General features: G+C 64.2%; 13 protein-coding genes. 6 read left to right on the forward strand and 7 right to left on the reverse strand.

Translation table 11 applies throughout. From position 1 onward, the window contains the following. Positions 1–86 precede the first annotated feature (86 nt). The 4 genes from DEM27_RS02465 to thrC form a co-directional block, all read right to left on the reverse strand. Positions 87–2,981 carry an EAL domain-containing protein gene (locus tag DEM27_RS02465; RefSeq protein ID WP_420028797.1) on the reverse strand — a complete coding sequence of 965 codons (2,895 nt, stop codon included), beginning with the start codon at positions 2,979–2,981 and terminating at the stop codon, positions 87–89. A gap of 14 nt (positions 2,982–2,995) precedes the next feature. Next, the gene (locus DEM27_RS02470; protein WP_109456587.1) at positions 2,996–3,610 is read right to left on the reverse strand and encodes a GNAT family N-acetyltransferase; all 615 of its coding nucleotides are present in this window, start codon (positions 3,608–3,610) and stop codon (positions 2,996–2,998) included. Between the two features lie 74 nt (positions 3,611–3,684). After that, entirely contained in the window at positions 3,685–4,983 is a 1,299-nt protein-coding gene (locus tag DEM27_RS02475; protein WP_109456588.1) for a M16 family metallopeptidase, read from the reverse strand. A 21-nt stretch (positions 4,984–5,004) separates the two neighbouring features. Continuing rightward, the gene (thrC, locus tag DEM27_RS02480; protein ID WP_109456589.1) at positions 5,005–6,411 is read right to left on the reverse strand and encodes a threonine synthase; all 1,407 of its coding nucleotides are present in this window, start codon (positions 6,409–6,411) and stop codon (positions 5,005–5,007) included. Positions 6,412–6,721: 310 nt separating this feature from the next. Between thrC and DEM27_RS02485 the strand changes: the two genes are divergently transcribed. Next, positions 6,722–7,273 carry a hypothetical protein gene (locus tag DEM27_RS02485; protein WP_109456590.1) on the forward strand — a complete coding sequence of 184 codons (552 nt, stop codon included), beginning with the start codon at positions 6,722–6,724 and terminating at the stop codon, positions 7,271–7,273. A 60-nt stretch (positions 7,274–7,333) separates the two neighbouring features. Next, complete coding sequence (locus DEM27_RS02490; protein WP_109456591.1) at positions 7,334–8,257, forward strand: diacylglycerol/lipid kinase family protein; 924 nt, start codon at positions 7,334–7,336, stop codon at positions 8,255–8,257. Positions 8,258–8,395: 138 nt separating this feature from the next. Here the strand turns inward: DEM27_RS02490 and DEM27_RS02495 are convergent, their stop codons facing one another. Further along, complete coding sequence (locus DEM27_RS02495) at positions 8,396–9,085, reverse strand: HAD family hydrolase (RefSeq protein WP_109456592.1); 690 nt, start codon at positions 9,083–9,085, stop codon at positions 8,396–8,398. A gap of 178 nt (positions 9,086–9,263) precedes the next feature. On the opposite strand from DEM27_RS02495, the gene DEM27_RS02500 reads away from it, so the two are divergent. Continuing rightward, the gene (locus DEM27_RS02500) at positions 9,264–9,932 is read left to right on the forward strand and encodes a GntR family transcriptional regulator (protein ID WP_109456593.1); all 669 of its coding nucleotides are present in this window, start codon (positions 9,264–9,266) and stop codon (positions 9,930–9,932) included. Positions 9,933–10,307: 375 nt separating this feature from the next. Beyond that, a complete protein-coding gene (locus DEM27_RS02505) occupies positions 10,308–10,898 on the forward strand; it encodes a biotin transporter BioY (RefSeq protein WP_109456594.1) in 591 nt (196 codons plus the stop codon). A gap of 116 nt (positions 10,899–11,014) precedes the next feature. Here DEM27_RS02505 and DEM27_RS02510 read toward each other — a convergent pair whose 3' ends face one another. Next, positions 11,015–11,710, reverse strand: a complete 696-nt coding sequence (locus DEM27_RS02510; RefSeq protein WP_109456595.1) for an ArsR/SmtB family transcription factor — start codon at positions 11,708–11,710, stop codon at positions 11,015–11,017. Positions 11,711–11,784: 74 nt separating this feature from the next. Between DEM27_RS02510 and DEM27_RS02515 the strand changes: the two genes are divergently transcribed. Next, a complete protein-coding gene (locus tag DEM27_RS02515) occupies positions 11,785–12,114 on the forward strand; it encodes an NIPSNAP family protein (RefSeq protein WP_109456596.1) in 330 nt (109 codons plus the stop codon). Then, complete coding sequence (locus tag DEM27_RS02520; RefSeq protein WP_109456597.1) at positions 12,111–12,467, forward strand: antibiotic biosynthesis monooxygenase family protein; 357 nt, start codon at positions 12,111–12,113, stop codon at positions 12,465–12,467. The genes DEM27_RS02515 and DEM27_RS02520 overlap by 4 nt, the downstream gene beginning before the upstream one ends. Positions 12,468–12,605: 138 nt before the next feature. Here the strand turns inward: DEM27_RS02520 and DEM27_RS02525 are convergent, their stop codons facing one another. Next, entirely contained in the window at positions 12,606–14,312 is a 1,707-nt protein-coding gene (locus DEM27_RS02525; protein ID WP_245445610.1) for a vWA domain-containing protein, read from the reverse strand. Positions 14,313–14,409: the final 97 nt, after the last annotated feature.

The following is a 14,409-nucleotide window of genomic DNA, read 5'->3' on the forward strand; positions in this document are numbered from 1 at the left end:
GCGCTCACGAAAACACGATCAAATGTGAAGAAGACGCAGGGAACACTCTTCCATGCCGCACCCACACTCCTATCATCAGCGGCCGGTTAGGCCCGCTTGGTCAGCGGAAAACGTTCCTTGAGCAGGCGCAGCACGGAATCGCCGCCGATCGGCGCGCCGAAGAAATAGCTCTGGCCGAAATTGCAGCCGAGCTTGCCGAGTTCGATGGCATCCTCTTCCGTTTCGATCCCTTCGGCGACGACCTGCATGTCGAGATCGCGGGCCATGGAAATAATCGAGCGCAGCAGGATCGGCCGCTTGGCGCCGCCGTCGCGCACCAGCGTCTGGTCGATCTTGATGGTGTCGAAGGGGAAGCGGGTCAGATAGGCGAGCGAGGAATAGCCGGTGCCGAAATCGTCGAGCGCCAGGCCCATGCCGATCTCCTTCAGCTTGTCGAGCACCAGGCGGGCCTGTTCCGGGTTCTCCATCACCATGGATTCCGTCAGCTCCAGCTTGATCTGCGACGGCTGGCACTGCGTCTTGGCGAGGATCGCCCGCATGTCGCTGTAAAGCTCGTTGTTGAGCAACTGGGCGCTGGAAAGATTGACGGAGACGAAGATCGGCACGTCGCCGGCATATTGCTGCCAGTGCACCAGGTCGGAGCTCGCCCGCTCCAGCGCGAAGATGCCGAGCGGGCCGATCAGGTCGGAGGTTTCGGCGATCGGGATGAATTCCGTCGGCGGCACCGTGCCGCGCTTCGGGTGGTCCCAGCGCATCAGCGCCTCGAAACCGGCGATCTCGGCATCGGCCAGCCGCACGATCGGCTGGTAGACCAGTGTCAGTTCCTTGCGTTCGATGGCGCGGCGCAGGTCGGTTTCAAGCTGCAGGCGGTCGGCGCCAAAACTGCGGAACGCCGGCTGGAACGGCTCGACGCGATTACCGCCGGCGCGTTTGGCCCGGTACATGGCAAGCTCGGCGTCGTTGAGCAGGCTGGTGGCGCTTTCCTGCTGGTCGACCCAGGAGGCAAGCCCGATCGACGCCGTCAGGATGATCTCGCGGTTGGCGAAGTTGAGCGGCACCATGATCGCCTTGCTGACCGCATCGGCGAAATCGGCCACCTTGGCCGGATCGCGCTCGGACACCAGGATGATGCCGAACTCGTCGCCGGAAAGCCGCGCCAGCGTATCCTGCGGCTTCAGGAGGCGGCGCAGGCGACGGGTGAGCGCGATCAGGATGTTGTCGCCGGCGGCGATGCCGAGCGCGTCGTTGACCTGCTTGTAGCGGTCGATATCGATCGCCATGACGGTCGGCCGGACGATGTCGCCGGTCGGCGCCAGCGTCAGCACCGATTGCAGCCGGTCGAGGAACACCTGGCGGTTCGGCAGGCCGGTCAGGTTGTCGCTCATGGCGTCATGCAGCAACCGGTCGACGGAGTTCTTCTGTTCCGTCACATCGATGATCGTGCCGACGCAGCGGATGATTTCGCCGTTGGAGCCGAGCACCGGCCGGGCGCGGATGGCGAGCCAATGGAAATGACCGTCTTCGGCGCGGATGCGGAATTCGTGGTTCAGCCGGCCGCGGCGATGTTCGAGCAGCACGTCGAGCGTGGCGCGGAAGCGGTCGCGGTCGTCGGGATGCAGGCGCGGCAGCCAGTTGCGCGCCGGCCCGTGCATCGAGCCCGGCGGCAGGCCGAGTTTCTGCGACACGTCGGGAATGGTGACGACGCGGTCGCGGGCGACGTCCCAGTCCCAGACGGTATCGCCGGAACCGGTCAGCGCCAAGGCCTGGCGTTCGAGGTCGGAAAACAGTCCCTGCTGGTAGGCGCCGCCGGCAAAGGCGTGCTGCATGACGGTGAAGCCGATCAAAAGCACGATCAGCACCAGGCCGCCGCCCAGCGCCGGCTGGATGATGTCGTTGTCGAGCTGCCCGGTGATCGTCAGCCATGCGCCGAAGATCCACACCAGGATCAGCGCCCAGGCGGGGATCAAGAGGATGGCGCGGTCGTAGCGGTTGAAGCCGAGATAGACGATCAGGATGATGCCGACCGATGCCGTCAGCGCGAAGGAAACGCGGGCGATGCCGGAAGCGACCGAAGGATCGTAGATGGCGACGCCGAACAGCACGCCGAGCCCCAGTATCCAGGCAAGGGTGACGTAGCCCAGATGCACATGCCATCGGTTGAGATTGAGATAGGTGAACAGGAAGATCACCAGGCTGGACGCCAGCGCCACCTCGGCGCAGGCGCGCCATATGCGCTGGTCTCCCGAGGTCAGGCTGATCAGCTTTTCGAGGAAGCCGAAATCGACGCAGACGTAACCGAGCACCGCCCAGGCAAGCGCTGCGGTCGCCGGCAGCATCGAGGTGCCCTTGACGACGAAGAGGATGGTCAGGAACACCGCCAGCAGGCCGGCGATGCCGAGCACGATGCCGCGGTAGAGCGTAAACGCGTTGACTGTATCCTTGTAGGCATTCGGCTCCCACAGGTAGATCTGCGGCAGTTCCGGCGTCGAAAGCTCGGCGACGAAGGTGATCACGGCGCCGGGATTGAGCGTGATGCGGAAGACGTCGGCCTCCTCGCTCGGCTGCCGGTCGAGCGCGAACCCTTCGCTCGGCGTGATCGAGATGATGCGCTGCGAACCGAGGTCCGGCCAGAACAGCTTCGAATCGACGAGGCGGAAATGCGGGGCGACGATGACGCGCTCCAGCTGCTCTTCCGAAACGTTGGCGAGCGCGAAGACCGCCCAGTCGCCCTGGTGGTTTTCCGAGCTGGCGCGCACCTCGATGCGCCGGCGGATGCCGTCGGCGCCGGCGGCGGTGGAGACCTGGAAGGCTTCGCCCTGGTTGGTATAGATCTCCGTGGTGCTGGTCAGGTCCAGCGCCGTGTCGTCGCGGGAAATCTTGATCGGCTCGGCGGCGAAGGCGCCCGTCCATGCCGTCAGCAGGAAAAGCGCCGCCAGGATAGCCGGGAGGGCGATCAGCCGGCGGGCTGACGACAAGAGCATCGTACCGTTCAAAGTCATGGGGTGCGTATTTTCCCGTCCATCTCACCGTCCGTGGCCAATCTGGAGAACATCACATGATCCCGCCACTGTCCGTTGATTTTCAAATATTCCCTCAAATGCCCTTCGCGACGAAAGCCGGCTTTTTCCAGAAGCCGGATACTGCGTGTGTTGTCCGGAATACAGGCTGCCTCGATCCGGTGCAACTGAAGCCCTGAAAAGATGTAAGGTATAACGAGTCGAAGTGCGGCGAACATATGGCCCTGACCGGCATATTTCTCGCCCATCCAGTAGCCGATCATGCAGCTTTGCGCCGCGCCGCGGCGGATATAGCCGATGGTCATGCCGCCGAGCAGCGCGTTGTCGGCCTTGCGGAAAAGGAAAAACGGCGCCGCCTGCCCGGAGGCATATTCCTGTTCGTTGCGCTGCACCCGGCGGCGAAAGGCGCTTTCCGTCAGTTCGTCGTGACGCCAGGTGGGCTCCCAGGGTTCGAGGAAAGCTCGGCTTTCGGCCCGCAGCTGATGCCATTGGCGGAAATCGCCGTATCGCGGCAGCCTGAGAGTGAGCGCGTCGCCAACAAGTTCGACCGTCTCCGGCTGCCGCGACAGAAACCGAAAAACCGATCGTGCCATCAGATACTCCCGGCTGGGCCGGCCGGACGGATCCGGCGGGGTAAGGGTTGCGGTCGACGTGCCGGAACGGCCGATCAGCCTTTGGCCGTCAGCGGTTTCGGGGCAGGCGTCGACAGGGATGCGATGATGTCTTCCATGGGCGCCAGCTGTTCCAGCGGCCCGATCGCCGACAGCGTCGGCGCCTTGTCGAAGAACAGACGTCCGGCGAGATCGGTCAGGCGTTCGGTGGTAATGCCCGCCAGGCGTTCCATCAGTTCCTGGTTGGTGATCAACCGGCCGTACAGCATCATCTGCCGCGCCATCTGGCCGGCGCGGGCGGCCGGGCTCTCCTGGCCCATCAGCAGCTGGGCGCGAATCTGGGCGCGGGCGCGCTCGATTTCCTGCTGGTCGATGCGCTCCGACGACTTGCGCAACTCGTCGACGATGACAGGCACCAGCTCGGGCAGGTTCTCGCCGCCTGTCGCCGCATGCACGCCAAAAATGCCGGTATCGGAAAAGCCCCAGTGGAAGGCGTAGACGGAATAGCAGAGGCCGCGGTTCTCGCGCACTTCCTGGAACAGCCGCGAGGACATGCCGCCGCCGAGGATGTTGGCGAGGATCTGCGAACAGTAGAAGTCGCGGGCGTGATAGGCCTTGCCCTCGAAACCGAGCAGCACCTGCGCGTCCATCAGGTCGCGGCCTTCGCGCACCTCGCCGCCGGTATAGATCGCCGGCTCGAAGACCGGCGGGGCCGACGGTGCGGTCGGCAGGCCGGAAAAGCGCTGCTCCACCTGCCGCACGAAGGTGTCGTGATCGACGGCGCCGGCAGCGACGACGAACATGCGGTCGGTCGTATAGTTGCGGCCGAGATAGGCGCGGATGTCGTCGGGCGAAAAGCTCATCACCGTGTCCGGCGTGCCGAGGATCGGCCGGCCGATCGTCTGGTCCTTGTAGGCCATGCCGGAGAACTTGTCGAAGACGACGTCGTCGGGCGTGTCGTCGGCAGCGCCGATTTCCTGCAGGATGACGTTCTTTTCGCGATCGAGCTCTTCCTCGTCGAAGGCGGATTCGGTGAGGATGTCCGCCAGGATATCCACCGCCAGGGCCGTATCGTCCTTCAGGACGCGGGCATAATAGGAGGTGGTTTCCGTCGATGTGGCGGCATTCACCTCGCCGCCGACGTTCTCGATCTCCTCTGCGATCTGGCGCGCCGTCCGGCGCGCCGTGCCCTTGAAGGCCATGTGTTCGAGAAGATGGGCGATGCCGTGCTCAGCTTCCGTTTCGTTGCGTGAACCCGATTTGATCCATACGCCGAGAGCTGCGCTCTCCAGATGCGGCATTTTTTCGGTAACGACCGTCAACCCGGAAGGAAGCCGGGTGCACTCAACATTCATCGTCTGTCTTTCTGCGCCGTACTAGTCTGTGATCCGGGCATGTTTGTCGATAAAGCTTTCGACGGTCTTAAGCTCCGGCTCCAGAATGTCAAAGCGCTCCTCCCTGTCCATCAAGTCAGCAAGCCATGCCGGAAGCGCCGGGTCAATACCGGAGGCCGATTTTACGGCGTCCGGGAATTTCGCCGGATGGGCGGTGGCGAGCGTTACCATCGGACTATTGGCCTTTTCATGCTTTTTGGCAACATGCACGCCGATGGCGGTGTGCGGGTCGAGCAGGTAACCGGTTTCGGCGAGCGTGTCGCGAATGGTGTCCTTGACCTGCTTCTCGCTGGCGCGGCCGGCACGGAACTCGCGGCGGATCGCTTTCAGCGCTTCGTCCCTGATCTCGAAGGAACCGGACTGCTTCAGGCTGTCCATGGCCGAGCGCACGGCACCGGCATCGCGGCCATAGGCTTCGAACAGCAGCCGCTCGAAGTTCGAGGAGATCTGGATATCCATCGACGGCGACGTCGTGGCCTTGACCGCCTTCATCTCATAGCGGCCGGTCTTCAGCGTGCGGGCGAGGATGTCGTTCTCGTTGGTGGCGATCACCAGCCGGTCGATCGGCAGGCCCATCTTCTTGGCGACGTAACCGGCGAAGATATCGCCGAAATTGCCGGTCGGCACGGTAAACGAGATCTTGCGATCCGGCCCGCCAAGCGCGATCGCGGTGGTGAAATAATAGACCACCTGCGCCATGATGCGCGCCCAGTTGATCGAGTTGACGCCGGAAAGCTTCACTCGGTCGCGGAAGGCGGCGTCGTTGAACATGCCCTTCACCAGCGTCTGGCAATCGTCGAAATTGCCCTTGATCGCCAGCGCATGGACGTTGTTTTCCGTAGACGTCGTCATCTGGTGCTGCTGCACCGGCGAGACCTTGCCGTGCGGGAAAAGAATGAATATGTCGGTGCGCTCGCGCCCGGCAAAGGCGTCGATGGCCGCGCCGCCCGTATCGCCCGACGTGGCGCCGACGATGGTGGCGCGCTGGTTGCGTTCCGTCAGGACATAATCCATCAGCCGGCCGAGCAGCTGCATCGCCACGTCCTTGAAGGCGAGCGTCGTGCCGTGGAACAGTTCGAGGATGAAGGAATTCGGGCCGGTCTGCACCAGCGGCGCCACGCCCGGATGGCGGAAGGTGGCATAGGCCTCGTCGATCATCGCACGGAACTTTTCAGCGGGGATCTCGCCGCCGGTGAAGCGGTAGAGCACCTCGAAGGCGATCTCCTGGTAGGATTTCCCGCGCAGCGCCCGGATTTCCCGCTTCGACATCGTCGGCCATTCGCGTGGCACGTAGAGCCCGCCATCCTTGGCAAGGCCCGCCAGCAGCGCGTCGCTGAAGCCGAGGGAAGGGGCCTCGCCCCGGGTTGAGATATAATCCACGACGGTCATCCTTGGTCTTGAAGAGCGGAAGAGAATTCTGTAGCGCAGAGCCGTAAGCCTAGGGGAGGAAACGCAAGGGCATCCGTCATTTTGCGCCAGAAGCGGCGCGCACTTTTCGCAACTGCGTCAATCGCCGACCTTGCGAGCAGGGTCGCGGACACCGCACCTCTTTGCGGCAAAAGCGAAAATTGCACCAAAACGCGCTTACCCAATCGATTTTTCTCTGCGTCGCTGCTATAGACCATCGCCGCGGGTCATGAAAGACCCGGTATAAAGGTTTAAAGCCGGCAAACGGCGGAATGCAGGGAGTGGCAGTATCGTGTCAGCTTATGTCTCGCGGCCTATCGTTTTTGCGGCTGCTCTCACCCTCCTTGCGGGCTGCAACACGCAAAAGACGCTCGAAACGACGGACAACAAATCCGCCGCTGCCGCGCCGACGGACACCATGCCGGTGGTCGAGGGAACCTGCCCGCAGATCTTCCTGCGCGACGGCACCTCCTCTTATCGCACCTACGCCAAGGGCGGCAAGGACGACCCGGCCAAGGTGATCTATCAGGCATCGCTCGCCGAGACTTCGCGCAGCTGCACGATGAACGCCAGCGCCATGAACATCACCGTCGTCGCCCAGGGCCGACTGGTCACCGGACCGGTCGGCTCGGCCGGCAATCTGGTGATGCCGATCCGTGTCGCCGTGACCGATGGCCAGACGACGCTCTATTCCGAACTGGTCAAGTTCGAGGCCGCCATTCCGGCCGGCGGCAGCTCGGCACAGTTCGTCTTCCGCAAGGACAATGTCAGCATTCCCGGCGGTGCCGGCAAGCTTGCCAAGATCTATATCGGTTTCGATGAAGGCCCGTACAACACCAAATAACCGCCGGCCTTTGACGACGATGCCCGCGACCTCCCTGTCCCCCGGCGGAAGGGCGGTCGCGTGAAGATTGGCATCGTGCGCAATCCGGTCGCAGGCTCCGCCGCTGCGCGCAGGCTCTGGCCGCGGCTGCTCGCGGCGCTTCGGCGACAGGCTTCCGAGACCACCATCCTCGAAACCCGCGGCGCCGGCGACGCCGCGCGCCATGCGCGCAGCCTTTGCGACGGCGGTGCCGATCTTGTCATCGCCGTCGGCGGCGACGGCACGATCGGCGAAACGGTGGACGGCATCCTCACCTCCTCGCGGCCGGAAACGGCCTTCTCCTTCCTGGCGCAGGGCACCGGTGCCGATTTCGCCCGCAATTTTTCGCCGGCAGGCGACCCCGAGGCGATGGTCGAAGCCCTGCTTGCCGCCCCTGTGCGAAGCGTCGATGCCGGGCTGATGCATTGCCGAGGCGAGGATGGTGCTCCGGTCGAGCGCCATTTCGCCAACATCGCCAGCTTTGGCGTGCCGGGACCGATCGTGCGTTCCGTCAACACGGCGAAACGTGGCCGCAGCATGCCTGGGTCGCTACGGTTTCTCTATCATTCGGCGCGGGAAATCCTGCGTTACCGTCCCGAGGGCGTGCGCCTGACGCTCGACGGCAAGATCACCTTCGAAGGCCCCATCACCGCGATTGCCGTCTGCAACGGCGCCTGGTTCGGCGGCGGCATGCATGTGGCGCCCGATGCCGTGCTCGATGACGGATTTTTCGATGTCGTGCTCCTGGGCGGGGCGCCGACGCTCAACGTGTTCGGCCTGCTCAACAAGCTATACAGCGGCGCCCACATCCGCGATCCGCTGGTCCGTGTTTTTCGCGCCCGGACCGTGGAGGCGGAGCCGCTCGGCGGACGGGCGGCATTGATGGACTGCGACGGCGAAGCGCCGGGGAGCCTGCCTGCCCGTTTCGAATGCCTGCCCGGCCGGCTGCGGCTCAAAAGTTTTTAGAAAGTACGGCGTTCTAACTCGCTCCGCGAGATGTGGAGGGAAACGTTGCCACGGCTCCCGCTTGCGGGGAGAAGGTGCCGGCAGGCGGATGAGGGATCGGTCGCAACCCCCAAAACCGGCAACCGGCTCGCCGAACGTTCAGATCGCCCCCGCCCACTCCGCGAGTGCTGCGACAACCGCCGGCAGGTCGGCCATGCGTGCAATCACCGTTTCGGCGCCGGCATCCGTCAGCCGGTCGGCATGGGCGGGATAGGTGTGCGAACCGCCGGTAAAACCGACGACACGCATGCCGGCGGCGCGCGCCGCATGGATGCCGTGGACGGAATCCTCGATCACCAGCGTCCGTGCCGGCTTGACGCCGAATTGTTCGGCACCGTGCAGGTAGATATCCGGCTTCGGCTTCGCCCGGTCGGCACCGAGATCCTTGGCGGAATAGATGTGCGGCGCGAAATAGTCGCGCAGGCCGACCTTGGTCAGCATCATCTCCAGCCGGTGCGACGAGGAGTTGGAACAGATGCCGCGCGGCTGCGTCAGCCGCGACAGCGCGAACTTGACGCCGTCGATGATCTTCACCTCGCGCTCCAGCCGTGCATCCAGAAGCTTTTCCGACTTGTCGAGCAGCGTCGCCGAAAACGGGATATCCGCCTCCTTCTCGACGGTGAACAGGATGTCGCGCCAGGTCAGGCCGGCAAACCGTTCGTTCATCTCCTCGACGGTGATGGGATAACCGGCCTCGGTCAGCAGCGAGGATTCCACCTTGGCGGAAATGATTTCCGAATCGACGAGCACGCCGTCGCAATCGAAGAGAAGAAGGTCGAAGCCGCTCATGACAAACACCCTGTTTCGAATTGCCGGCGCTTTACACGATGGCAGCGCCAATCTCAACCGGAAGCGCGCATGGCTGCGATGCGCCTTGCGGGCGGCTTTGGCGGGAGCGCCCGCATTTGCCTTGGCGGCTGCGGCGTTCTAGCTTCGGCACGGCGATTCCCGCCGGCGGTAAGGATAGATGAGCAAGGACGTCGAAGACACAATCGCAGGACGGATCAGCCGCGTGCTGGCCGACCGCATCGTGCGCGGCGAACTTGCGCCCGGCGCCCGCCTGCGGCAGGATCACATCGCCGAGGAATTCCAGGCGAGCCATGTGCCGGTGCGCGAGGCATTCCGCCGGCTGGAGGCGCAGGGGCTGGCGATCAGCGAGCCGCGCCGCGGCGTGCGCGTCGCCTCCTTCGACATCGCCGAGGTGCGCGAAGTGGCGGAAATGCGGGCGGCGCTGGAGGTGCTGGCGCTGAAACACGCCGCCCGCCACCTCACCCCCGCCATCTTCGACGCTGCCGAAGAGGCGACGCGGGAGGGCGATGCCGCCGCCGACGTGCAGGCCTGGGAAGCGGCCAACCGTCGCTTCCACCGGCTGATCCTGGCGCCCTGCGCCATGCCGCGCCTGCTGGCCGCCATCGACGACCTGCACGCCGCCAGCGCCCGCTTCCTGTTTTCCGCCTGGCGTTCGGGCTGGGAAAAACGCACCGACCACGATCACCGCGCCATCCTGTCGGCGCTGCGGCAGGGCCGCACCGACGAGGCCGTCGCCGTGCTGCAAAAACATGTGCAATGGATCGGCCGCGCCCCGCGCGGCACGCAGGCGGATGACGAATCCGGCGCATTCGCCATCGTCGGGTGATTTTTTCCAGGAATTATAGATAATTTTTTGCACGGCAGTGTGTGTGCGGTAGGCAGCCGCCAGGCTCCGCCCGTCGTCTTCATCCCGGGCTTGTCCCGAGGATCTGCGATTTCCATTCAAGTATTTGATAAAAATGGATAATATTTGACGTTCTTCGATCTTTGGGACAGGACGGAGGATGACGTCGCGAGGGTGGAAAGGTGCGGACAGCGTCGAATCGTCGTCTTCCTGCGCCCGGATTTTATGTGGAGTTTAGCACTGTTGCAGGCAGGTTCCCTGCCGTCTCGCGCAAATCCCGCTTGCGCATGTGAAAAATATCTCTCATGAAATAGATGGAATTTTAAAATTATCTATAATTTGAAGAGGAGTAGAAACATGCACCTGTCAAACCCATCCGGCCCCCTGTCTGTCGATCCCTTGAATCTCGCAAGCCGCCCGCTGGCGGTGAAGTTTGCCTTCGTCTTCGCCGGCACGCTCGTGCTGGCGCTGGCCTCGCAGATCGCCGTGCCGATGGTGCCGGTGCCGATCACCATGCAGACGTTCGCGGTGACCATGATCGGTGCGCTCTACGGCTGGCGGCAGGGTGCGCTCACCGTGCTGGCCTGGTTGGGCGAGGCGATGCTCGGCGCCCCCGTACTGGCCGGCGGCGCCGGCGGCCTCGCGCCTTTCGCCGGTCCGACGGCCGGTTATCTCGTCTCCTTCCCGCTGGTCGCGGCCCTGGCCGGTCTTCTTGCGGAGCGCGGCTGGACGGGCAACCGGGTGATCCGCAGCTTTGCGGCGCATCTCCTCGCCAACCTGCTGTGCCTGGTGCTCGGCGGCCTTTACCTCGCGGCCCTTATCGGTGCCGAAAAGGCCTGGCTGCTCGGCGTCGCCCCGTTCGTGCTCGGCGCGGTGCTCAAGTCTGCGCTCGCAGCCGCCGTGCTGAAGGCGATGCGCCGTTTCGGTGATCGGGCCCGACTCGGCTGACTGTCCGACTGCGCGCCCGTCATCTGCTCGGGCATGCTGACCTCTATCGGTGAAGGCCATGCACGGGCCTTCACCGTTAATTATCGTCGCCGGTCCGGACGATATCTGCGCTCCGCTCAGGCCGCCTGCGCCAGCGGGAACAGCGCCAGGAATTGCCGCTCCCCTTCCGGGCTGAAAGCGATGGCGCGGCTCTCGGCGCTTCGCCTTGCCCAGCCGCGCTCGATGAAACCGTAAAGCAGCGCCTTGCCGAGCGTGCCGGCCAAGTGGGCGCGGCGTTCGCTCCAGTCGAGGCAGGAGCGGCACAGCGGCCGGCGCGAGGAGCGCTTGAGCTGCCTGGCATCGATGCCGAAGGCGGCGAGCCGCTCTTCCCCCGCCGCCGTCAGCACCAGACGATCATCTGCCGCATCGATGGCGCCGCCGGCGACCAGGCTGTCGAGCATGCGCACGCCAAAATCGCCGGCGAGGTGGTCGTAGCAAATGCGCGCCTTGCGCAAGGCGGGTTCCTTCGGCCCGGCGCGATGGCGCAGGTGCCCGCGGTCGGCGGCAAAACCCATCAGGCTTTCGATCAACCGTCCGACCCCGGCATCCGCCAGCGTGAAATAGCGATGCCGGCCCTGCTTCCGCTGGGCGATGAAGCCGCCGGCTTCCAGCTTGGCGAGATGCGAACTCGCCGTCTGCAGCGTGATGCCCGCCGCCCCGGCAAGCTCGGTCGCGGTCAGCGCCTGTCCGCTCATCAGGGCGGTCAGCATGTTGGCGCGGGCGGGATCGCCGATGAGTGCGCCGATCTGGGCGATGTCAGGTCCTTCTTTCATACTTCGATCGTAACCGAAGCATCGGCGACGTGCAACATGGCATAAGCAGGCATCGTTCCATCAAGGAGACATGCATGATCACCTGTTTCATCCGCTACGAGATCGACCCTTTCAAACGCGAGGCCTTTTGCGACTATGCCCGCAACTGGGGCCAGGCGATCCCGCGCTGCGGCGCCGGCCTGGTCGGCTATTTCGCCCCGCACGAAGGTTCGGCAACCACGGCCTACGGCGTCTACGCCATCGAAAGCCTTGCCGCCTACGAGGCCTATCGCGCCCGGCTGGCCGCCGACCCGCTGGGGAAGGAAAACTACGATTTTGCCCGGCGCGAACGTTTCATCCTGAAGGAGGATCGCATCTTCCTGCGCAACGTATCCCTGCCGCACGCGGAAAGGACGATGCCATGATCGCCGTGATCTTCGAAGTGACGCCGGCGGACGACCGCCGTTCCACCTACCTGCAGATGGCCGCAGCGCTCTGGCCGGAACTCGAAAAGATGGACGGTTTCCTCTCCGTCGAGCGGTTCGAAAGCCTGTCGAAGCCCGGCAAGCTGCTCTCCCTGTCCTTCTGGCGCGATGAGACGGCGATCCGCCAGTGGCGCAACACCGCCGAACACCGTGCCGCCCAGCATGCCGGGCGCAACGGCGTCTTCGCCGGATACCGCCTGCGCATCGCCGGCGTGCTGCGCGACTACGGGCTTGAAGAACGCGACGGGGCGCCGGACGATAGCCGCCAGTTTCACGCTGCTGCCGAGGCGTGAACGGGGAGGTCGCATGCCCGGCAGCGATTGGATAGAGGCCGGTGCAGCTATTTCCCCTTCTCCCGGTGGGGAGAAGAGGCATGTGGCCCGCTCGTTCTTTCTTTCTGGACCGAATGTTTACAGGGGCGGCCCAGGCGCCTATTCCACCGTCACCTCGGCCCTCTCGCCGGCCTTCACTGTCACGGGCTTTTCCTTCGGGGCGACGTCGCCCTCGTAGGTCACCCGCACGATGTAGTCGCCGGGCGGCACCGTGTCCTGGAATTGCCTGTCGAAGCTGTAGGTGATTTCTTTCTGGTTGCCCTGGATATCCTTCTTGGCTTCCAGCACGACGACCTTGTAGGCATTCGGCGCGGTGATCGCCACGACGCCGCCGTTGATGTTGACCAACACGTCCTTGCGTTCGCCGGCGCCGATCGAGAAGGGCGTTTCGCCGCTCGCCTTGCCGAGCGTCGCCTTCAGGATGAACTCGCCGGTGGGCACGTCCAGCTTGGTGCCGTTGCCGTAAGTGTAGCCGAAAGATTTGCGGCTGCCGTCGATGCTCTTGGTGGCCGACAGGACTTCGAAGAACAGGTCGTTGGATTCGACGTCCGGTCCGCCCTCGGCATAGATGGCCTTGTTGTCGATGATGCCGGAGCCGATGATCAGCTCCTTGGTCAGCGTTTCGCCCGCCTTGACCGTCAGTGTTTCCTCGATCGCGGACGGTCCGATCGTCGCCTTGATATTCGCCGTGCCGGCGGAAATATAGACGGTCTTCTGGCCGTATTCTGTTGTAGTGTAAGGACCGAACTTCATCTCGATGACGGCGTTGCTGTCCGCCTCGCCGTCGGCCGAGCGTTTCGGCACCAGCGTGACGGTGGCGGCATCGAAATTCACGAAGGGCTTGGCGACCTCGCCCTCCTTCACCTCGAACGGCACCCGCTGCACGATCAGGCTGCGCAAGGTCGCCTCGCCGATATATTTGCCCGGCGGGATGGTGACGGAATAATGCGCCTTGTAGGTCAGGTCGACATAGTCGCCGGCCGGTTGGCCGTCCGCCCCGGCGGGGAAGAGTTTCCATTGCACGTCGTTGTTGTCGCCAAGCGAAGGACCGCCTTCGGAAAGCACCGCATCCGGCTCGACGTTGAAGGCGGGGGCCACCGCCTGCTCTTCCGGCACCGGCTGCGGCTCTTCGCTTGCCTGCCGCGGCGCCTCGATGACGGTTTCCTTGAGGGCTGCCACCAGCTGCGGCGCATCGGCGGCCTCGAAATATTTGCCGCCGGTGTTTTCGGCCAGGCACGCCACCTGCTTTCCTTCCTCCGGCGTCAGGCCGAAACCGACGACATGGGCGGTAAAATCGACACCCTGCTTTTCCAGCTGGCTCGCGAGCGCGCAAGGATCGGCTTCGCAGGTTTCCAGCCCGTCGGTGACGAGGATGACGGTCGCCTTCTCCTCGGTGTATTTCAGCGCTTCCGCCGCCTGCTGCACGGCGGCGCTGAGCGGCGTCTTGCCCTTCGGGTTGATGCCGTCGACGAAGGCGGCGATCTTGTCGGCATTGCCCACGCCCGGCGGCACGGCGAGCTCGATGTCGCTGCAGGAGCCTTTTTCGCGGTGGCCGTAGACCATCAGGCCGAGTGGATTGTCGGCGGGCATCGACTGCAACACCTGGTGCAGCGTTTCGCGTGCGATCGACATTTTCGTCTTGCCGCCGATCTGGCCCCACATCGAGCCGGAGGCATCGAGCACGATGATCGACTGCTCGGCCGCGATTGCGGGTCGGAAGAGGATGGAGAGACAAAGAAGCACTGCCATGACGAAAAATCGCACCGGAATTTCCTCCATCGGTCGGTTCTGCGTGTAGGTTTGCATGGCGCTTGCCGCGGTGCAAGCGCCATGCCGGAGCGACGGCGGCCTGAGGACCGCGCTTTCCCATTAACGCACGAGCCCCATGAATTATTTTGGCATT

It is taken from the genome of Rhizobium album (assembly GCF_003122325.1).
GTDB lineage: Bacteria > Pseudomonadota > Alphaproteobacteria > Rhizobiales > Rhizobiaceae > Metarhizobium > Metarhizobium album.

What these genes read in the sequence shown, in the direction of transcription:
- DEM27_RS02470 (WP_109456587.1), bottom strand. Translation starts at nt 3,610, where the DNA reads ATGGCACGATCGGTTTTTCGGTTTCTGTCGCGGCAGCCGGAGACGGTC.
- DEM27_RS02505 (WP_109456594.1), top strand. Translation starts at nt 10,308, where the DNA reads ATGCACCTGTCAAACCCATCCGGCCCCCTGTCTGTCGATCCCTTGAAT.
- DEM27_RS02465 (WP_420028797.1), bottom strand. Translation starts at nt 2,981, where the DNA reads ATGCTCTTGTCGTCAGCCCGCCGGCTGATCGCCCTCCCGGCTATCCTG.
- DEM27_RS02475 (WP_109456588.1), bottom strand. Translation starts at nt 4,983, where the DNA reads ATGAATGTTGAGTGCACCCGGCTTCCTTCCGGGTTGACGGTCGTTACC.
- DEM27_RS02520 (WP_109456597.1), top strand. Translation starts at nt 12,111, where the DNA reads ATGATCGCCGTGATCTTCGAAGTGACGCCGGCGGACGACCGCCGTTCC.
- DEM27_RS02515 (WP_109456596.1), top strand. Translation starts at nt 11,785, where the DNA reads ATGATCACCTGTTTCATCCGCTACGAGATCGACCCTTTCAAACGCGAG.
- thrC (WP_109456589.1), bottom strand. Translation starts at nt 6,411, where the DNA reads ATGACCGTCGTGGATTATATCTCAACCCGGGGCGAGGCCCCTTCCCTC.
- DEM27_RS02525 (WP_245445610.1), bottom strand. Translation starts at nt 14,312, where the DNA reads ATGCAAACCTACACGCAGAACCGACCGATGGAGGAAATTCCGGTGCGA.
- DEM27_RS02495 (WP_109456592.1), bottom strand. Translation starts at nt 9,085, where the DNA reads ATGAGCGGCTTCGACCTTCTTCTCTTCGATTGCGACGGCGTGCTCGTC.
- DEM27_RS02510 (WP_109456595.1), bottom strand. Translation starts at nt 11,710, where the DNA reads ATGAAAGAAGGACCTGACATCGCCCAGATCGGCGCACTCATCGGCGAT.
- DEM27_RS02500 (WP_109456593.1), top strand. Translation starts at nt 9,264, where the DNA reads ATGAGCAAGGACGTCGAAGACACAATCGCAGGACGGATCAGCCGCGTG.